Here is an 18,070-nt window from a genome sequence, read left to right on the forward strand (position 1 = left end):
AAAAGAGTGCCGTCATGAGCACCCCATCAAGAAGCATATCCAGTCTCGCAAGCGTCCATACGCTGCCAAAGGCCGTTGCAGGCGGGCTGGACGAGATCCCCCGCAACCCCGGCATGGCGCTTGATCTGGGCTGGCTGGAAGATATGCGCGCCGTAAACCGTTCGGCGCTCGAACGGCGCGCAACGACGTTGACCAAGCGACGTTCGATCAAGGCTGACAATCAGGCCGCGTGGCTGTTGCGCGCGATCAGCTTGATGGACCTGACAACGTTGAACAGCAACGACACCGCCGACCGCGTGGAACGGCTGTGCGCCAAGGCGAAACATCCGCTGCGCGCCGATCTGATCGCTGGTCTGGGGCTTGGGGACACCTTGATCCGTCCTGCCGCCGTTTGCGTTTACCATCCATTCGTGGCGACGGCAGTGCGTGCGCTGGAAGGGACCGGTATTCATATCGCGGCTGTTTCAACCTCATTTCCGCATGGGCTGGCGCCGCTGGAGACACGCATTGCCGAGATCCGTGCGTCGGTTGCGGATGGCGCCGATGAAATCGACGTGGTGATTCCGAGGGGCCTCGTTTTTGGCGCAAGATGGCAGGAGCTTTACGATGAGGTCCGGCGCTTTCGAGAAGCCTGTGGCGACGCACATCTGAAGGTCATCCTGGGCACCGGTGATCTGGCAACCCTGCGTAATGTTATGCTTGCTTCCATGGTGTCGATGATGGCTGGCGCCGACTTCATCAAGACCTCGACCGGCAAGGAAAGCGTCAACGCCACGCTTCCTGTCGGCCTGGTGATGACCCGCGCGATCCGCTCCTATGCCGAGCGTACCGGCTTCAAGATTGGCTTCAAACCGGCAGGCGGCATTTCGACGGCGAAATCCTCTCTCGACTGGTTGATCCTGATGAAAGAGGAGCTCGGTCGTCGGTGGCTGGAACCAGACCTGTTCCGCTTTGGCGCGTCCAGTCTGCTCACCGACATCGAGCGCCAGCTCGAGCACCATCTGACCGGCCGCTATTCTGCGGCTCATCGCCACGCGATGGCATGAACGGGCACGCACCATGAACATTCTTGAACGATACCACGCCATGGAATACGGCCCCGCCCCAGAAGCACGAAACGAAGCTGACGCTTGGCTGGCCGGACGTGATTTCAATGCTTCGCTTTTCATAGGCGGCAGCTGGCGCAGCGCGGAAGGAAGCCGGACATTTGAGGTTCACGAACCATCGTCCGGCAAGCTGCTCGCGCGTGTGTCAGACGCCTCGAAGTCTGACATCGATGCGGCCGTTGCGGCGGCGCGCAAGGCGCAAGCTTCATGGCAGGCGTCTTCCGGCTACCAGAGAGCGCGGGTTCTGTACGCGATAGGCCGTGCGATGCAGCGGCATGCGCGGCTTTTCGCGGTTCTTGAATCGATCGACAATGGCAAACCGATCCGTGAAAGCCGGGACATCGACGTCCCCCTGGCCGTGAGACATTTCATGCACCACGCAGGCTGGGCCCAGGCGCTTGAAAGCGAATTTCCCGGACGTCAGGCTGCCGGTGTCGCAGGCCAGATCATTCCGTGGAATTTTCCCCTACTGATGCTTGCCTGGAAGATCGCGCCGGCACTCGCTGCGGGCTGCACAATCGTGTTGAAACCCGCGGAGTTTACACCGCTCACGGCGATCCTTTTCGCTGAAATCTGTGAGAAGGCTGGCGTTCCGAAGGGGGTCGTCAACATCGTTCACGGAGGCCCCGAAGCGGGCGCCGCAATCGTCAATCATCCTGGCATCGACAAGATCGCCTTTACCGGCTCGTCGGAGGTCGGCAAGATCATTCGTCAAGCCACGGCCGGCACAGGCAAGAAGCTTTCGCTTGAACTGGGTGGCAAATCCGCATTCATCGTCTTTGAAGACGCTGACCTCGACTCTGCAGTCGAAGGACTTGTCGACGGCATCTGGTTCAATCAGGGGCAAGTGTGCTGTGCCGGCTCCCGCCTGCTGATCCAGGAAGGTATCGCCGAAGAATTTCTCGCGAAAGTGCGCGCACGCATGGAAAAGCTGCGCATCGGCGATCCGCTGGACAAGAACACGGACATCGGCCCGCTCATCGATCGTACACAGCTGGAACGTGTCTCAGGTCTGCTGGCGCAAGGTACATCTCAGGGAGCGCAGTGCTGGATGCCAGCGGGTGAAGTGCCCGCTACCGGCTGGTATCACCTGCCTGTTCTAGCAACCAACGTTGCGCCCGCTAACATTCTGGCACAAGAGGAAGTGTTCGGCCCGGTGCTGGCTTCAATGACATTCCGCAATACTGAAGAAGCGATCGAAATCGCCAACAATACTCGCTACGGGCTCGCTGCCTCCGTGTGGAGTGAGAACGTCAATCTCGCACTTCACGTCGCGCCGCAGCTCAAAGCTGGCGTGATCTGGATCAATGGCACGAACATGTTCGATGCCGCCTGCGGATTTGGCGGCTACCGCGAAAGCGGTTTTGGGCGCGAAGGTGGGCGCGAAGGCATGGCCGAATACCTCGCATGGCCAAAATCCAGAAGCCAGCCCATCAAGCCCTACGACCATCCCGGCGGCGCACTACAGCGCAACGAGGTCGAAGACGGCTTTATAGACCGAACCCCCAAGATGTTTATTGGTGGCAAGCAAGTCCGGCCTGACGGCAATTACTCCATGGCGGTCCTGGACAAGAAGGGAAAGCAAATTGGAGAAGCAGGCGTCGGCAATCGCAAAGACATTCGCGACGCTGTCAGTGCCGCTCGCGGAGCGAAGGCGTGGGCTTCCGCAACTGCCTACAACCGAGCACAGGTGCTCTATTTTCTGGCGGAAAACCTTTCCATTCGCGCCACCGAATTTGCGGCGCGTCTTGTGCAGCTGACAGGCGTCTCTGCCAAAGCCGCCAAGGCTGAAGTCGAAGCTTCGATCGAGCGGATTTTTGCGGCGGCGGGAATGGCTGACAAGGTGGAAGGCACGGTGCACACCCCACCCGCGCGCGCCGTCACGCTTGCCCTGCATGAGCCTGTTGGCGTGCTGGGTATTGTGGCTCCTGACGAGCAGCCATTGCTGGGACTGATCGCGATGCTGGCGCCTGCGCTTGCCATGGGCAACACGGTTGTCGCAGTGCCTTCCGCACGCTGGCCATTGCTGGCAACCGATCTCTACCAGGTGATGGAAACCTCCGATCTGCCTGCTGGCGTGGTCAATATCGTCACCGGAAAGACATCCGAGCTCGCCGCCGTTCTGGCAAAGCACGGTGACGTCGACGGTTTGTGGGTGGTGGCGGATGCCCAGACATGCGCCGCCGCCGAGCGCGAATCCGCAGACAATCTCAAACGCGTTTGGTCATCAAATGGCGCTGCCATCGACTGGGCGGCTGACGAAGGCAGCCTTAACCGTTTTCTTCAACGCGCCATTGAGGTGAAAAACGTCTGGGTCCCCTACGGCGACTGATCCCACTGGTCCTGCATTACGGGAGGAAACGCCATGAACGATGTGGTTCTCCATAATTACTTCCGCTCGTCGACGTCCTATCGGGTGCGCATCGCCCTGGCGCTCAAGGGCGTTGAATATACCTATGTCGCCCATCATCTGCGGCATGGTGCACATCGTGAAGCCGGCTATCTTGCGATCAATCCGCAAGGACTGGTGCCAACCCTGATCTGGAACGACGGAACAACAATCGCTCAGTCGCTGGCGATCATGGAGTTTCTCGATGAGGAGGTGCCGGAACCACCTCTCCTGCCCGCCGACGCTGCAGGGCGAGCGCGCGTTCGTATGCTGGCACAGATGATCGCGTGCGATATCCATCCGGTGAACAATCTGCGGGTTCTTGACCGGCTACGCAGCCGCTACGGCGCAGACGATGTTGAGATCGCAGATTGGTTTCGTCACTGGGTCAATGAGACTTTCCGCCCTTTGGAGCAGTTGCTGGCGGAAAGTGCGCACACGGGCATGTTCTGCCATGGTGACGCGCCCGGCATGGCAGACATTTGTCTGGTCGCTCAGGCGACCAACAATGCGCGCTTCAACGTCGATATGACGCTGTATCCGACGATCTGTCGGATACGCGATGCATGCCTGGAACTCGACGCTTTCGTAAGCACCGCCCCAGCACGGCAGCCAGACGCGGAATAGTTTTTAAGCAACTCCGAACGCAAAATCGCTTCGCGCCTTTGCTGGAAGCGCTCTAGCCAGCGTCGACGAGCAGCATCAGCGTTTCGGCGACAAAAGCCGGCTTTGCTTCGCCGTCGATTTCCATCGTGTTGAGGGTCTTCATCAAATGCTGACCTGGAGCCTTCGCCTCCAGCGAGATCAACTTGGAATGCATCCGAACGCGAGAGCCAACCTTGACCGGCGAAAGAAACCGCAGTTTGTCGAGACCGTAATTGATGACGACGTCGACACCGGCAGGCGTGATCTGTAGCTGCTCGTTCATCGCAGGCACGAGCGACAGCGTCAGATATCCGTGGGCGATCGGCGCATGATAAGGACTATCACGCTTCGCACGCTCGACATCGACATGGATCCATTGCCGATCACGCGTCGTCGTCGCAAAAGTGTCAACCATCGACTGGTCAATCTCGATCCAGTCCGAAACGCCCAGATCAACACCGATCATCGTCTTCAGATCTGCGATGCTTACTTGCTTGTGGTTCAAAAAAGCTGCCCTGATTTCAATTGCCTATAATACATTCCTCATCGAGATCGGTAGCATTTGAAAGCCCGCAGAGAGCCAGTGTCAGGTCGAACTCGGCGATGATGTTGCGGATCACCTCGCACACACCGGCCTCGCCCGCAAGAGCAAGGCCATAAACGTATGGCCTTCCAAGGAGTACCGCGCGCGCACCAAGCGCCAGCGCCTTGGCGACGTCGGCTCCCGAGCGTATGCCGGAGTCAAGAAGCACAGGCATGTCGCCGGCAGCCGCGACGATCGACGGCAACATAGTCAACGTCCCCGCCTCGCCATCGACCTGTCTGCCGCCATGGTTTGAGACGACAATCGCGTCAACACCATGGCTTGCGGCTAGCGCGGCGTCCTCGGGATGGCGCAGTCCTTTTAGAACGATCGGGAGTTTGGTCATTGCTCGCAGGCGGGCCACATCATCCCAACTCAGATCGGGGCGCGAATAAGTGGCGGTAAAATGCGCGACCGCGGCGCGCATCTGGTGTACGGTCAGGCCGAAATCCTTGCCTTTGCGACGCAAACTAAGGACCGTATCGATAATTCCGAGACCTTTGGGCTTCAAACCAGTGTCTGGCGGGGATTGCGGGATCTTCGACCGGAACACCGGATCAGTGAGATATTGGGCGATGCCCAATCCACGCAGAAACGGCAGATAGCCAAGATCCAGATCGCGCGGACGCCAACCGAGCAGCGTCGTATCCAGCGTGACCACAATTGCCTCCGCGCCTGCCTTCTCTGCCCTGGACACCAGCGAACGCACGACCTCATCATCACTTGACCAATATAGCTGGAACCATCGCGGCCCCTCGCCCATTGCAGCCGCGCAATCCTCCATGCTGACGGAAGCCTGGTTAGAAAACACAAATGTCACGCCTTCACTCGCGGCGGCGCGCGCAACCGCCCTGTCTGCATCGCGATGAACCATTTCCAGCACACCGATTGGCGCAAGCAGAATTGGCGACGGATGGCGACGGCCAAGCAGTTCGATGGAAAGATCGCGGCTTGAAACATCCCGCAGAACGCGCGGCGACAATTCCGCACTGTCAAAAGCCAGGCGATTGGCGCGCATGGTCGCCTCGGCCCCCGCTCCGCCGACGATATAGGCAGCGGCCTCCCGGCTCATCCGAGCCGCAGCTTTCCGCTCAAGCTCTTCAGCAAGGACCGGAACCAACGGGCGCGTTCCACCTGCACCCGGCACATAGATCTGCATCTGCCGCATACGGCCACGCTGCATGGCTTGCGCTTGTAAGTCCCCGCTCATCGACATTCCTCCCCTGTCATCGCCTCAGAGACTAGGGCAGCGGCTCAACAGCTTCAATTGGTGAAGAGAAGGCGATCGGCAATGTGGAGCACAAGACCTGCAAGACCGCCGATCAGCATACCGTTGAAGCGGATATACTGAAGATCCCGTCCGATGTTGAGTTCAATCAGCCGGGTCAACTGGACGATGTCCCAACTGCGCACCTGATCTCCGATAAAGGCAGCGACGCCACTTTTCTGAACCTCGACAAAGGAGGACAGCGCGACCACGAATCCTTCGTTCATCTCGGCGCGGATACGTGGCTCAGCGGCAAGCTGGCGTCCGACTTCCACGAACATGTCAGTGAGATGACGTCGGACAACGGAATCATTCTCATTGATGTCCTGCTCGATGAATACCCGCAGACTTTCCCAAAAACTGGTCGCCAATGTCTTGAGTTCAGGGCGTGCAAGCAAATCGCGCTTCAGTTTGTCGGCGCGCATCTCATATTCGGCAGAGGTGCGAAGCTCGCTGATGAATTTCTCCACAAACTGATCGAATTCGGCGCGCAAAGGGTGGTCGGGTGCCGCGTTAACTTCGGTGATCAATGTGCTTGCCGAGGCAACAATCTTCTTCAAAAGATAGGCATCGGCGCGGAAGAAACGGGCAAGGCTGGGCAGTTCATCACGGATCTTGTCGCGCAACGCGTCAAGCGCGGCCTCATCGCGGAGAAATCCGCCGAGCATGACCAGAATTTCGTCCAGAAGCCTCTGGTGGCGTCGATCTGCCGTGATCGCGCCAAGCATGTCTGCAGCGAGCGGAGCGATTTTTATCTTGTCCAGCTGGTCCACAAGACGACGGGTGACGAAATCACCCACTCCCGAGCCTTCCACCGCCGTCAACGCCTGCGGTGCTATACGTCCGACAAAGCGCGAAAGTTCATCTGAACGCGCGCGGTCAGTCAGCCAGTCTGCAACCATCTGGGCGAAATCCACTTGCTGCAGCTTCGCCCGAACGGGCTCCGGAGCAAGAAAATTCACCTCGATGAATCGTCCCAGATTGCTGGCGATCCGATCCTTGTTGGCAGGAATGATGGCCGTGTGGGGAATAGGCAAACCAAGTGGCCGCCGGAACAAAGCAACGACCGCGTACCAATCCGCCAGCCCGCCAATCGCGGCCGCTTCTGCAAATGCGGCAACATAAGACAACATCGGCCAGTTTGTCTGGAAAGCTCGCGCCGCGAGGAAAACCGCGACGCACAAGACAAGTGCCCCGGTGGCAATCGCCTTCGTACGCCTTAACGCTGCTTGTTTTAGCCGCTCTTCCGGAAGAAGCTCCCGCGCATCCGCCAGCGCCTCATGATCCGCCATGTTGTCCTGCCTCGCACTTTTACAGCATCCTATTGGCTGCAAGATGTGGGGGCTTATGGCCTCCAGGTCACGTCATTTTTGCCAGAATGCCAACTTCGCCGCTCAGAATGCACCGGCCTCCAAGGGAACAAAAGCGCCAGCGCCCGGTCGAAGCGGCAACGGCGGCATGGGTGCCAGTCCAATCATGCCGACAGTCTCACCATCTTCAAAACGCAGCGTCGCGTTGAAGCGCATGGCCAACCGCTTCATCGTACCATTCTGCGGATGGGTCGTGACACGGAGCCGCTCATATCCGAACGCACGAGCGCTCTCGATGAGCCGCGAAAAAAGCAAGCCTCCAAGGCCACGTTGCTGCATGTGAGGCTCGACGCTGAACGCGATCTCACCTGTTGGCTCGGCCTGCGTGACCTGCTCATGAAGTTCAGCAGCGCCGAGTACCTTGCCATTCTCAACATAGCCGATCACGACCGCACCGTTGCGAAAGCACTTTTCAGCATAGGCCGAAACAAAGGCGTCATTTGCAGGACCATTGAAACGATCGCGACGGCTCTCAACATCAAGACGCAGGAGATGCGCCTTGAACTGAGGGAGCTCGGAGTGTCTCAATAACCGGATTACACCCTGGAGGGGAATGTCGGCACGGGGAGCAATGGTGGTCATGGTCTGCTTTCTCGTCGGTTCCTCCCACGGCGGCAAATCAGCCACGTCGTAGATTGTGCAGTGCAGCATGAATTTCAAGAGGCGAGATGTCGCGCCCTTAAAACATGAGCGCGTAACTCCAGATTTATTTGACAGCCTCTCTGGAATTGTTCTAAATTTTATTCCATATTCATGTTTCGAGTCAGTTCAGGTCGTTGCGGGAAGGTTCACGATGCGGCTTACACGCCAGACAAACTATGCGATCCGCATATTGATGTACTGTGCGGCCAATGAAGGCCGCTTGAGCCGGATCGCCGACATCGCTGCCGCATATTCCGTTTCGGAACTTTTCCTGTTCAAAATCCTGCAGCCGCTTGTTGAGCACGAGCTCGTACAGACCGTTCGTGGCCGCAATGGGGGCGTGCGTATCGGACGGCCAGCCTCCGAGATTACGCTATTCGATGTCGTGCGTGTAACTGAAGAAAACTTTGCGCTGGCCGAGTGCTTCGAAAACGATGCGACAGAGTGCCCGCTCGTGGATTCCTGCGCCCTAAATGAAGCGCTGCGCAAAGCCTTGGGCGCATTTTTTGAAGTTCTTGAAGGCTACACGATTGAAGATCTTGCCAAAGCGCGCTTTTCGCTGCGCGACCGACTGGGCATCAACGATCTGCCGCAACTGGCAGTGCACAACTGATGACGGGCTCTAACGCTTTTTGCGTTTAGCCTCATCAATCAGCATGTTTGCAATCTGCATGCGTAATGCCGCACGCTCGCGAAACTCCGCCGGTACACGGTCTGGATGATAGCGCATCGCAAAGGCGCGACGCGCCTTATCCAACTCATCGGGCATGCTGCGCGGTCTAATGCCAAGCTCGCGGGAAATCGATTCCGGGTCGAGAAAAAACAGATCCTCCAGTGCGGGCTGAAGATGCGTCGGCGTTTCGACGGCCTTTTTCACACTTTGATCTTCAGATATTTCGCCATAGGCATGGACTGCACGGTCGCGAAACAACCCGGTATTTTCTGCTTGAAGCCGCTCGATCTGCGCGAGCATATCAACTTTCAGCGACGGTGGTGGCCCGTCGCTCCGCTCACGCACTTCTGCTTCATGAGTGGCGGCAAGCAACTCATCAAGCAGTGATGTAAAATCAAGCTCCGCTTCTCCGCCCACTTGAGACTCCTGACACAGGCGTTTGCGATTTCAGGAACTTAAAGCTGATCCGGTTAAAAAGATCTCTGAGAATAGGTTCGCCGATAGAATTTCACCGTTGCAGTAAACAGTTCGCTAACCAGTCCGCCGCGGCGTTCATCGCACCCCATCCATCCAGTTCAACGTCCCTCGCCAATCCACCATACGGATAGGCGTGCCGTGACTTCCCGTTTCAAAGCGCACGAATCGTACCGGGTAGTTGGGCGCTTTTTTCAGGATCGACCGGAAAAACCGCTCCTGCGTTGCGACCGGAAAAACACGATCATCGCTGCCATGGCCGAAAAATACCGGTACGCGCCGCTTAAACGCGGTACTCGCGAGGAAACTCTCGTCCCAATGCGAACCAAGCAGCAGCAAACCTCCCAGACGCGGTGCCACATCGGCATCCTTGGCAAGCTGCCAGCACAGCGCTCCCCCCATTGAGCCACATGCCAGATAAATTTTCGCGTCAGGAGCCGATGTCGAATAATAGGACAGAAGACTGGCGACCTGGCGGGAGCCCCTGGGCCCGAAATCTGAGAACTCGGGCGTGATGTAGATTCCGCCGTTACGCTGGGCAAGGTTCTTGAGGCGGTTGAAATTGCCGCCAAAAGTATGGTCATTCATTCCCTGATTGCGATTGCCGCCCTGCCCGTAAAGGTAGACGACGATGAACCGCGCTGTCTCTGGCGCGCCGACAACAACATGCGGAACGTTTGCGACATCGGTCTTGAGAACCAAGTCCGTTTGCGCTCGCAACGGAGCAAAGTCGACAAACCTGCCCCTGACCCGCCTCTCCGGCACCTCATCGCGCTCGCGCAGATCCCGTTCGATTCGATAATCGACCGTCAGGTGTCGGCCGCCGTCAGCACTGGCAAGCAATTTGGGGTACGCAAAAAACTCGTCTTTGAAAGGACGCATCAGCTCTGCACGTGCGTCGCCACCCGCCCCCGCAAGAACTAAAAACATAGCCAGGATGCTGGCAACGACATGATTTTGCGGGACGAAGCAGGGCATGACGCAGAGTAAACCACGTCTCTACCCTCACGCCAGCCCCAGCCATCGCAATGCTTCGCCCGCCCATCCGACTTGGTGTCAGCTACTCGGTGGCGTCTCCTGCCAGTTGGCGATAGGCACGGTGGAAATATATCAATGGATCAACGCTCTCGCCGACGCGGACGCCGGTGACCTGTCCGAATAGGATCCGGTGGGTGGCAAAATCCTTTGTCTCGACGATGTGACAGTCAAACGTGGCCAAGGCTCCGGCCAAAACAGGAGCACCGGATGAGATGGTTTCCCATGCTCCGAGGTTAAAGCGTTCGTCCTGCGTGAGGCCCGTGAAACCGGAGAATGCGTCAGCAATCTCGCGCTGGTCAGCCGCCAACGTGTTCAGAGCAAACACGCCGTTTTCGGCAAAACAGTCATTGTCCCGCTTCACCCGGTTGAGGCAAACAAGTACCGTTGGTGGATCATCGGACACCGAACAGGCCGCAATCGCAGTCACACCACGACGCCCCGAGGGACCATCTGTGGTCACAACCTGCACTGCGCCGGAATAACGGCTCATTGCCTCGCGATAGAGGCGTGATTCAACAGCATTCTTCTTTAGCACGATGTTACCTGCGTTTATGGCCACGCCACAATATGGGGATAGGTCTCGACAGGACCAAGATTGAGCCTAAATCTCCTGCCGTCTAACGTGTTGCGCCCACGACCGCCACCCTTTACGAGTTGACACACCCTTCACTTTTCATTCCGCAAAGGCGTGGCGATGCATTTCGTGCCCATTTTTCTGTGTTTCGCAATGTCGTTCTGGCTGACCGCTCAGACACATGCAGAAATACATGTGGGTGTAGCCGCGCCGCTGGAAGGCCCGAACCTCTTGCTGGGCCAGCAGATACGCGACGGCGCGCGCGTAGCGGCAGTATCTGCGGCGGTCAGGCTGTCCACCGTAGACGACCAATGTAGCGCAGAAAGCGGCGAACAGGCTGCGCAGACACTGATCGAAGCCGGTGCCGACATTGCTGTGGGCTTCCTGTGCACCGAAACGCTCGAAGCCGCCCTTCCCCTGCTGACGCAGGCAAACATTCCGGTCATCACATCAGGCGTGCGCAGCAACGGGATCACAGATCGGCACTTGCGCACAGAATGGCTTGTCTGGCGGGTCGCACCGCGCGCTGATGCCGAGCTCAATGCGATTGCGCAAATTCTGATACCGCGGTGGCGCAACGTTCTGTTTGCGATTGTCGATGATGGGACGATCCATGGCCGTGAGCTTGCTGAGTCGTTGCGTTCGGCTGCCGAGTTGGCGGGACTGAAGCCCGTATTGGTCGACACATATCGACCGCAATCCGACAACCAGATCGGGCTGGTGGGGCGATTGCGGCACGCAGGCGCAAGTCATGTCTTTGTCGGCGGCGACCGTGACGATATCGCAATCATGGCGCGGGACGCCGCAGGGCTCGGCTATGATCTGACCCTTGCGGGCAGCGAGGCGCTGAGAGCCGCTGGCGAGGTTCCACTCGCACAAGGTACATTGATGGTCGGCGTGCCGGAATGGGCGGACGAAGCCAGCGAGGCAGAGCTTGCGCTGTTTCGCCGGGCTCTCGTAGCGCCGGAGGGATATGCAATCCCGACTCACGCCGCCGTCGAAGTTGCGACACAAGCGCTGCGCAAGGCACGTGAGGATAAATTGCCGACCGTCCAAATTCTCAGAACTGAAACGTTCAAGACACTGGCGGGAGCGCTGCGCTTCGATGACAAGGGCGACGTGACGGACAACCCTTTCCGCCTGCTGCGCTATGACGGCTCCCGTTTCCTGCCAATCGAGTGAATATGATGCCTTACCTTGCCGGACCCAGAAACCTCATCACTGACGTCGCAGGCCTTCGTGTCGGCAACGCCCAGGATGACGTCATCAAAAGCGGTGTCACGGTGATTCTTCCGGACGCGCCCATGGTCGCGGGAGTGCAGGTGCTCGGTGGAGCACCGGGCAGCCGGGAAACAGACGCGCTCGAACCTCACAATTCGCTCGAAACGATCCACGCGGTGGTGCTCTCAGGCGGATCAGCCTTCGGGCTTGATGCAGCGTCGGGAGTGCAGTCGGCGCTTCGTGAAGATGGCGTGGGTGTCGAGGTTCGCGGCCATCGCGTCCCCATCGTGCCGGCTGCGATCCTGTTCGACCTGATCAATGGCGGCAACAAGGATTGGGGACGTTACCCCCCCTATCGCGAGCTCGGTTACACGGCTACCCGCACAGCGTCGCTGGATTTTTCCCTCGGAACGATCGGCGCAGGAGCCGGAGCACTTTCGTCCGGCTTGAAGGGCGGGCTCGGCTCCGCATCGACAGTCCTGAAAAGCGGCGTGACGGTTGGCGCACTCGCCGCGGCGAACCCGCTTGGCTCGACAACAGTCGGCAACAGCGCGCATTTCTGGGCTGCACCGTTCGAATTGGGCGACGAGTTTGGCGGCCTTGGCCTCCCGGCTCCGATGCCAGACGATGCATCGGCGATCCGGTGGAAATTCGAAGAATTGGCGCGATCTGCCGGCAACACCACCATCGCGATCGTTGCCACGGATGCGGTGCTGACCAAAGCCGCAGCGAAACGGCTCGCAATTGCAGCGCATGACGGGTTCACCCGCGCGATCTGGCCATCGCACACGCAAGGGGATGGTGATCTGGTCTTCGCACTCGCGACTGGCGCCAGCGGCATCGAACTGGATGAGATGGGCATCCTGGAGCTTCATGCCATGGCCGGCGCAACGATGGCCCGAGCGATTGCCCGTGGGATCCATGCGGCCACCCCGTCGCCCGGCGATCTGATGCCAGTTTGGTCATCACGCCTGTAGCGTCCGTATTACCTCCTTGCCTTCAGCAAAATTCGTGAAAGAGCCCGCATGAAAGCGTTTGTACCCGCCCTCATTCTCGCCACAACAGCAGCCTTCTGCGCTCCCGCACGCGCAGGAGACGCTGCCGAACTGAATATTCTCGGATTTTCTGCTGATGGACGCATCTTCGCATTCGAAGAATTCGGCATTCAGGACGGCTCAGGCTTTCCCTATTCCCACCGCTTCTACATCGATACGGGCAGCGACGAATTTGTGTCCGGATCGCCAATCCGCGTCCGCATTGATGACGAAGCCGCCAACCTTGAGCTTGCCAGACAACAGGCGCGCGAACGCGGCGACGCGATTGTTCCCAGTGCAACGCTCGCAGCCAATCGCGGCTTTACTGCAGGTGCAAGGCCGGCCACACAAATTTCGGGCGATGCGCTGCACATGGCCGTCAATCCGCGACCAGTATTTCCTCCGATCGACGCAACGCTGGAACTGCGCCTGGAAGAATTTTCGCTGCAAGGTCCAGATTATTGCGGCGACTTCGGCCCTACCAAGGGATTTCGCCTCACCCGGCTTGGGGTTCAGCCGGGTGAGCAAGCGACCTTACTGCATGAGGACAGCACCTTGCCGGCCAGCCGTGGCTGTGCCCTTGGCTACAGCATCGGAGCCGTCCAGACATTCTTTCCGCAGGGTGGAGCACCCGTTTATGCCGTGATGATCTCGGTCCGCTCTGCTGGCTTCGAGGGACCGGATCACCGTTGGATAGGCATCCCGGCGCAGTTTTGACTATCCGCCGCGTTGAGGAATCCGCTGGTCTCTGGTACGGAGCCAGCATCCATCCCCCATCAGTCAGGATATGTTCATGATCCCGCGCTACTCGCGACCCGAAATGGTTTCCATCTGGTCCCAGGAAACCAAGTTTAGGATCTGGTTTGAAATCGAGGCGCATGCCTGCGATGCCTTGGCAGAACTCGGAGTTATCCCGAAAGAGGCCGCAAAGACGATCTGGGAACGGGGCGGCGCGGCGACATTCGACGTCAATCGGATCGACGAAATCGAACGCGAGACGAAACATGACGTTATCGCCTTCCTGACGCATCTGGCTGAATTCGTCGGCCCGGACTCGCGCTTCATCCATCAGGGCATGACGTCGTCAGACGTTCTCGACACCTGCTTCTCGGTTCAGCTGGTGCGTGCTTCGGACCTGCTGCTCGCCGATCTGGACAGCCTTCTCGCCGCGCTCAAGAAACGTGCTTTCGAGCACAAGGACACCGTCACCATCGGACGCAGCCATGGCATTCATGCAGAGCCAACCACCTTTGGAGTGAAGCTGGCGCAGGCCTATGCGGAGTTTGAGCGCTGCCGCACACGCCTCGTTCATGCACGTGAGGAGATTGCAACCTGCGCGATTTCCGGCGCGGTTGGAACATTTGCCAATATTGATCCAAGTGTCGAAGAACATGTCGCTGCCAAGCTCGGGCTCAAGCCCGAACCAGTCTCGACACAGGTAATCCCGCGTGACCGCCACGCCATGTTCTTTGCCACGCTCGGCGTCATCGCTTCCTCGATCGAACGCCTGGCGACAGAAATTCGTCATCTGCAGCGCACCGAAGTTCTGGAAGCTGAAGAGTATTTCTCACCTGGCCAGAAGGGCTCGTCGGCAATGCCGCACAAGCGCAATCCGGTCCTGACGGAAAACCTGACCGGTCTTGCCCGGTTGGTGCGCGGTATGGCGCTGCCCGCAATGGAGAATGTCGCACTCTGGCATGAGCGCGATATCTCCCACTCTTCAGTCGAGCGCATGATTGGCCCCGACGCGACCGTCACACTCGACTTTGCTCTGGCTCGCCTTACGCAGGTTGTAGAGAAACTCGTCGTTTACCCGCAGAACATGCTCGATAACATGAACAAGTTCCGTGGCCTGATCCACTCGCAGCGCGTCCTGCTTGCACTGACGCAGGCAGGTGTGTCACGCGAAGATTCGTATCGCCTGGTGCAGCGCAATGCGATGAAGGTGTGGGAACAGGGTGCCGATTTCCTTGAAGAACTGCTCGCCGATACAGACGTCCGCGCGGCGTTGAGCGAGGAACAATTGCGCGAGAAATTCGACCTCGGCTATCACACCAAGCATGTCGACACGATCTTCAAGCGTGTTTTTGGTACTGTCTGAGTTCATACGACGACGGTTCTGACGTTAAAAAAGCCCGGCCGGAATGTTCCGCGCCGGGCTTTTCAATTTCGGGTCGACAAGGTCAGGCCTTGCCGGCCAGCACGCGAATCTCGTTACCCCACGGATCGCTGGAAACACTGTCAGCTGCAGCATCGCGAGAAGCAAACTCGACATAATTCAGGCCGGTGCGATCCAACTCGCGCGCACCAGCCCCACGGCTGTGCCACGAATTGGCGCCAATGTGATGATGATAGCCACCTGACGACAGGAAAACCGCCTGCGGCCCATATTGCAACATTGTGTCGAGACCCTGGACTTCATTCCACCAGCGCTCCGCCTCCTGCACGTTGCCAACTCGGGTATGCACATGGCCGATGACGGTATGGTCGGGAACTGCCGCCCACACATCGCCCTCGCCAATCTCGCTCATCAAGCTCTGGAAATTGAGGCGGTGGTTGCCCATCCGCACGGACGAGCCATCGTACGACCACGCTTCCTTCGGACGGTCGACATAGACCTCGATGCCATTTCCTTCAGGATCAGTCAGATACATCGCTTCACTGACAGCGTGATCGGCAGCACCCTCAAGAGGCAGCCGCAAGTCGCTGATGTGCTTCGCCCACAATGCAAGGTCCTTACGCTCCGGCAGCAAAAACGCAGTGTGGTAAAGGCCTGCGCTGCTGGGATCATCCTCGCGGAACGCTTTGGATTCCTCAATTTCGAGAACTTCGCGATCGCCCGCGCCAAGCCCGATGACCGCGCCATCACGGCGCATTTCCTGAAGGCCAAGGACCGCCTTGTAATAATCTGCCAGCTTGTTGCCATCGCGCGCCCGCAATCCGACACGACGAATGTTCACAGGCGTCTGAGCAGCAAAAGGAATATTTCCCATAGTCGTCTCCTATCGAAGGCGAAAACCAAACCTTCGCGACAACGCAGCCAACCCGTTGGCCGCATGACATAACCTGCTCCTAAAATTGATGCCGCATTGTCAAATGACAACTGTTATTTCGACAACACGTCGTTCACAAAATAGAAACGGTTGCATCGAGCGCTTCGGATCGCTACATCGCCGCCCATGAAGGTCAAAGATACAGATATCCTCATCATTCCCGGCTACACCAATTCGGGGCCAAACCACTGGCAGACGCGCTGGGAGCAGAAACTGTCTACCGCGCGGCGCGTTCAGCAGGCCGAGTGGACGAAGCCGGTGCGTGAGGATTGGGTGGCCAACGTGGTCCGTGCAATCAACGAAGCTGAGCGACCGGTTGTCCTGGTTGCGCACTCGCTGGGGGTGCCAACCGCGATCCATGCAGCGCGCGAAGCGTCAAAGCCGGTCGCCGGTGCGTTCTTCGTCGCTCCACCGGACGTGGCCAACTCAAAAATCCGCCCCAAGCATCTGATGACATTCGGACCCTACCCGCGCGAGCCGCTGCTTTTCCCGTCAATGACCATCGCCAGCCGCAATGATCCCTTCTGCGCCTTTGATGTAGCCGAAGATATTGCAGGCGCGTGGGGATCGTTGTTCATCGACGCCGGAGAGAGTGGCCATCTCAATGAGGAATCAGGCCACGGTCCATGGCCTGAAGGGTCGATGACATTCGCGAGCTTCCTGTCGAAGCTCTAAGCGCCGAACACGCCCGCGCTCAGGAAGTCAAGGCACCGGCGTCAGCCAGCAATGCGGCTGCGCCACGCTCCATATAGTTCTGCTCATTGCCCAGCGCGAAAAGCCGATATCCCATCGCCGAATAGCGCTGGACCAGCTTCGGGTCGACAACGTAGATCCCCGCGTGCTTGCCCACTGCTTGTGCGCGGGCCGAAATATGAGCAATCGCCTCCATCATGCTCTCGAGTGAGGGATCGACCGCCTTGCCGTCGGTCAAGGCAATCGAAAAATCCGAAGGCCCGACAAACACGCCGTCTATTCCGGCAACCGCAAGAATCTCATCCACAGCATCCAGAGCTTCGCGTGTTTCAATCATCGCAAAGGCGAGCGTCTTGCGGTTGGCCTCATCCAGCCAGGCACTTTGAGGCCCGCTAAAGCCAGAACGCCCCATTGCCAGATGTGGGCCCCACGAGCGCTTCCCGACCGGTGGATATTTCATTGACTGGGCGAATGCGCGTGCATCGGCGACAGAATTGACCATCGGCGCGATGACCGCCTGCGCCCCGAAATCCAACGCTCTCGCCGCCATGTCGAAGCGGTCCACCGGCACGCGTACGAGGCCGGGCTTTCCTGACGCGATGATCGGCCCCAGACAGCGCATCACGCTGTCTTCATGGTGCGCGCCATGCTGCATGTCCAGACACACAGCATCAAACGGAGTCGCCGCCAGACCTTCGGCATTCAACGAATCTGGCACTGAAGACCATGCTGAGAAAACGCGTTCACCCGCCATCAGGCGTTCAGTTAGCAACATATGGTCCCCTCCCGTTCACTGTGCGCCATTGAAGCCGACAACAGAACAAGGTCAAATAAAAAACCGCCCACAATGGTTTGCGGGCGGTTTTTCTCGTTGATGCGATGTGGGATCAGCTTTTCTGGATCTGAGTAGCTGCCTCGATCAACAGCTCTTCCATCGTACGGCGAATCTGATGCTCCGACTGCTGCACTCCTGCAGCTTCGAAGTCGCCGTGTATCTTGCGAAAAACGTCTTCGTCGCCCGCCTCTTCAAAGTCGGACTTCACGACTTCCATCGCGTAGTCTGCAGCGTCAGAGCCGGATTTCCCGAGCTTTTCCGCAGCCCACAGTCCCAGCAGCTTGTTGCGGCGCGCAATCGCCTTGAACTTCAGCTCCTCATCGTGGGCGAACTTCTTCTCAAATGCGTCCTTACGTTCGTCCATGCTGGCCATAAAAATTACCTCCGGTTTGTGGAGCAGTTTGCGGCAAGCAGTAGATCACGCTGCGCAAATGCGATCATTCAATTCTAAAGTGAGAACACGTTGCCCGAAA

The 18,070-nt window shown here is 58.4% G+C and carries 19 protein-coding genes; 9 read left to right on the plus strand and 10 right to left on the minus strand.

Annotation, left to right across the window (positions count from 1 at the left end):
• The first annotated feature begins 14 nt into the window (after positions 1 to 14).
• From deoC to maiA, 3 genes are read left to right on the plus strand one after another with little or no spacing between them, the layout of a single operon-like run.
• Positions 15 to 1,046: a deoxyribose-phosphate aldolase gene (deoC, locus tag BMZ42_RS06415; RefSeq protein WP_091520053.1), complete on the plus strand. Its 1,032-nt coding sequence runs from the start codon at positions 15 to 17 to the stop codon at positions 1,044 to 1,046.
• 13 nt (positions 1,047 to 1,059) lie between these two features.
• Positions 1,060 to 3,438 carry an aldehyde dehydrogenase family protein gene (locus tag BMZ42_RS06420; RefSeq protein ID WP_091520056.1) on the plus strand — a complete coding sequence of 793 codons (2,379 nt, stop codon included), beginning with the start codon at positions 1,060 to 1,062 and terminating at the stop codon, positions 3,436 to 3,438.
• Between the two features lie 33 nt (positions 3,439 to 3,471).
• Positions 3,472 to 4,122, plus strand: a complete 651-nt coding sequence (gene maiA, locus BMZ42_RS06425) for a maleylacetoacetate isomerase (protein ID WP_091520058.1) — start codon at positions 3,472 to 3,474, stop codon at positions 4,120 to 4,122.
• A 52-nt stretch (positions 4,123 to 4,174) separates the two neighbouring features.
• Here the strand turns inward: maiA and BMZ42_RS06430 are convergent, their stop codons facing one another.
• From BMZ42_RS06430 to BMZ42_RS06445, 4 genes are all read right to left on the minus strand, one after another.
• Positions 4,175 to 4,606 carry a MaoC family dehydratase gene (locus tag BMZ42_RS06430; protein WP_091520306.1) on the minus strand — a complete coding sequence of 144 codons (432 nt, stop codon included), beginning with the start codon at positions 4,604 to 4,606 and terminating at the stop codon, positions 4,175 to 4,177.
• A 55-nt stretch (positions 4,607 to 4,661) separates the two neighbouring features.
• Positions 4,662 to 5,933, minus strand: coding sequence for an alpha-hydroxy-acid oxidizing protein (locus BMZ42_RS06435; protein ID WP_210185205.1), 1,272 nt, complete (start codon positions 5,931 to 5,933; stop codon positions 4,662 to 4,664).
• 53 nt (positions 5,934 to 5,986) lie between these two features.
• The gene (locus BMZ42_RS06440; protein WP_091520063.1) at positions 5,987 to 7,282 is read right to left on the minus strand and encodes a DUF445 domain-containing protein; all 1,296 of its coding nucleotides are present in this window, start codon (positions 7,280 to 7,282) and stop codon (positions 5,987 to 5,989) included.
• Between the two features lie 102 nt (positions 7,283 to 7,384).
• A complete protein-coding gene (locus BMZ42_RS06445) occupies positions 7,385 to 8,011 on the minus strand; it encodes a GNAT family N-acetyltransferase (RefSeq protein ID WP_244523194.1) in 627 nt (208 codons plus the stop codon).
• 142 nt (positions 8,012 to 8,153) lie between these two features.
• Between BMZ42_RS06445 and rirA the strand changes: the two genes are divergently transcribed.
• Complete coding sequence (gene rirA, locus BMZ42_RS06450) at positions 8,154 to 8,615, plus strand: iron-responsive transcriptional regulator RirA (RefSeq protein ID WP_091520066.1); 462 nt, start codon at positions 8,154 to 8,156, stop codon at positions 8,613 to 8,615.
• Between the two features lie 9 nt (positions 8,616 to 8,624).
• Here the strand turns inward: rirA and BMZ42_RS06455 are convergent, their stop codons facing one another.
• The 3 genes from BMZ42_RS06455 to BMZ42_RS06465 form a co-directional block, all read right to left on the minus strand.
• A complete protein-coding gene (locus tag BMZ42_RS06455; RefSeq protein WP_091520069.1) occupies positions 8,625 to 9,092 on the minus strand; it encodes a hypothetical protein in 468 nt (155 codons plus the stop codon).
• Positions 9,093 to 9,227: 135 nt separating this feature from the next.
• A complete protein-coding gene (locus BMZ42_RS06460) occupies positions 9,228 to 10,079 on the minus strand; it encodes an alpha/beta hydrolase (RefSeq protein WP_244523184.1) in 852 nt (283 codons plus the stop codon).
• Between the two features lie 130 nt (positions 10,080 to 10,209).
• Positions 10,210 to 10,722: a flavin reductase gene (locus tag BMZ42_RS06465; RefSeq protein ID WP_091520071.1), complete on the minus strand. Its 513-nt coding sequence runs from the start codon at positions 10,720 to 10,722 to the stop codon at positions 10,210 to 10,212.
• A 159-nt stretch (positions 10,723 to 10,881) separates the two neighbouring features.
• On the opposite strand from BMZ42_RS06465, the gene BMZ42_RS06470 reads away from it, so the two are divergent.
• The 4 genes from BMZ42_RS06470 (at position 10,882) to purB (ending at position 15,117) form a co-directional block, all read left to right on the plus strand.
• Entirely contained in the window at positions 10,882 to 11,943 is a 1,062-nt protein-coding gene (locus BMZ42_RS06470) for a branched-chain amino acid ABC transporter substrate-binding protein (protein WP_091520074.1), read from the plus strand.
• A 5-nt stretch (positions 11,944 to 11,948) separates the two neighbouring features.
• A complete protein-coding gene (locus tag BMZ42_RS06475) occupies positions 11,949 to 12,959 on the plus strand; it encodes a P1 family peptidase (RefSeq protein ID WP_091520312.1) in 1,011 nt (336 codons plus the stop codon).
• Positions 12,960 to 13,007: 48 nt separating this feature from the next.
• Complete coding sequence (locus BMZ42_RS06480) at positions 13,008 to 13,733, plus strand: DUF2259 domain-containing protein (RefSeq protein WP_091520076.1); 726 nt, start codon at positions 13,008 to 13,010, stop codon at positions 13,731 to 13,733.
• Positions 13,734 to 13,809: 76 nt separating this feature from the next.
• Positions 13,810 to 15,117 (plus strand): adenylosuccinate lyase, encoded by a 1,308-nt coding sequence (gene purB, locus BMZ42_RS06485; RefSeq protein ID WP_091520314.1) that lies wholly within the window; start codon positions 13,810 to 13,812, stop codon positions 15,115 to 15,117.
• An 82-nt stretch (positions 15,118 to 15,199) separates the two neighbouring features.
• Here purB and BMZ42_RS06490 read toward each other — a convergent pair whose 3' ends face one another.
• Positions 15,200 to 16,009, minus strand: coding sequence for a VOC family protein (locus tag BMZ42_RS06490; protein ID WP_091520078.1), 810 nt, complete (start codon positions 16,007 to 16,009; stop codon positions 15,200 to 15,202).
• A 186-nt stretch (positions 16,010 to 16,195) separates the two neighbouring features.
• Here BMZ42_RS06490 and BMZ42_RS06495 point away from each other — a divergent pair, with 186 nt between their 5' ends.
• Positions 16,196 to 16,744, plus strand: coding sequence for an RBBP9/YdeN family alpha/beta hydrolase (locus BMZ42_RS06495; RefSeq protein WP_091520081.1), 549 nt, complete (start codon positions 16,196 to 16,198; stop codon positions 16,742 to 16,744).
• 19 nt (positions 16,745 to 16,763) lie between these two features.
• On the opposite strand, the gene BMZ42_RS06500 is transcribed toward BMZ42_RS06495, so the two are convergent.
• Together BMZ42_RS06500 and BMZ42_RS06505 are read right to left on the minus strand one after the other, a co-directional pair.
• On the minus strand, positions 16,764 to 17,537 hold the full coding sequence (locus BMZ42_RS06500) for an HpcH/HpaI aldolase family protein (protein WP_091520084.1): 774 nt from the start codon (positions 17,535 to 17,537) through the stop codon (positions 16,764 to 16,766).
• Positions 17,538 to 17,649: 112 nt separating this feature from the next.
• Complete coding sequence (locus tag BMZ42_RS06505; protein WP_091520087.1) at positions 17,650 to 17,970, minus strand: DUF1476 domain-containing protein; 321 nt, start codon at positions 17,968 to 17,970, stop codon at positions 17,650 to 17,652.
• Between the last annotated feature and the right edge of the window lie 100 nt (positions 17,971 to 18,070).

Origin of the sequence: Aquamicrobium aerolatum DSM 21857 (assembly GCF_900113935.1) — a bacterium.
GTDB lineage: Bacteria > Pseudomonadota > Alphaproteobacteria > Rhizobiales > Rhizobiaceae > Aerobium > Aerobium aerolatum.

Excerpts from the sequence above, each read along its gene's own strand:
- purB (WP_091520314.1), top strand. The coding sequence starts at position 13,810 with ATGATCCCGCGCTACTCGCGACCCGAAATGGTTTCCATCTGGTCCCAG.
- rirA (WP_091520066.1), top strand. The coding sequence starts at position 8,154 with ATGCGGCTTACACGCCAGACAAACTATGCGATCCGCATATTGATGTAC.
- BMZ42_RS06470 (WP_091520074.1), top strand. The coding sequence starts at position 10,882 with ATGCATTTCGTGCCCATTTTTCTGTGTTTCGCAATGTCGTTCTGGCTG.
- BMZ42_RS06475 (WP_091520312.1), top strand. The coding sequence starts at position 11,949 with ATGCCTTACCTTGCCGGACCCAGAAACCTCATCACTGACGTCGCAGGC.
- deoC (WP_091520053.1), top strand. The coding sequence starts at position 15 with ATGAGCACCCCATCAAGAAGCATATCCAGTCTCGCAAGCGTCCATACG.
- BMZ42_RS06495 (WP_091520081.1), top strand. The coding sequence starts at position 16,196 with ATGAAGGTCAAAGATACAGATATCCTCATCATTCCCGGCTACACCAAT.
- BMZ42_RS06490 (WP_091520078.1), bottom strand. The coding sequence starts at position 16,009 with ATGGGAAATATTCCTTTTGCTGCTCAGACGCCTGTGAACATTCGTCGT.
- maiA (WP_091520058.1), top strand. The coding sequence starts at position 3,472 with ATGAACGATGTGGTTCTCCATAATTACTTCCGCTCGTCGACGTCCTAT.
- BMZ42_RS06480 (WP_091520076.1), top strand. The coding sequence starts at position 13,008 with ATGAAAGCGTTTGTACCCGCCCTCATTCTCGCCACAACAGCAGCCTTC.
- BMZ42_RS06440 (WP_091520063.1), bottom strand. The coding sequence starts at position 7,282 with ATGGCGGATCATGAGGCGCTGGCGGATGCGCGGGAGCTTCTTCCGGAA.
- BMZ42_RS06435 (WP_210185205.1), bottom strand. The coding sequence starts at position 5,933 with ATGAGCGGGGACTTACAAGCGCAAGCCATGCAGCGTGGCCGTATGCGG.
- BMZ42_RS06420 (WP_091520056.1), top strand. The coding sequence starts at position 1,060 with ATGAACATTCTTGAACGATACCACGCCATGGAATACGGCCCCGCCCCA.
- BMZ42_RS06500 (WP_091520084.1), bottom strand. The coding sequence starts at position 17,537 with ATGTTGCTAACTGAACGCCTGATGGCGGGTGAACGCGTTTTCTCAGCA.
- BMZ42_RS06445 (WP_244523194.1), bottom strand. The coding sequence starts at position 8,011 with ATGCTGCACTGCACAATCTACGACGTGGCTGATTTGCCGCCGTGGGAG.
- BMZ42_RS06505 (WP_091520087.1), bottom strand. The coding sequence starts at position 17,970 with ATGGCCAGCATGGACGAACGTAAGGACGCATTTGAGAAGAAGTTCGCC.
- BMZ42_RS06430 (WP_091520306.1), bottom strand. The coding sequence starts at position 4,606 with ATGATCGGTGTTGATCTGGGCGTTTCGGACTGGATCGAGATTGACCAG.
- BMZ42_RS06460 (WP_244523184.1), bottom strand. The coding sequence starts at position 10,079 with ATGTTTTTAGTTCTTGCGGGGGCGGGTGGCGACGCACGTGCAGAGCTG.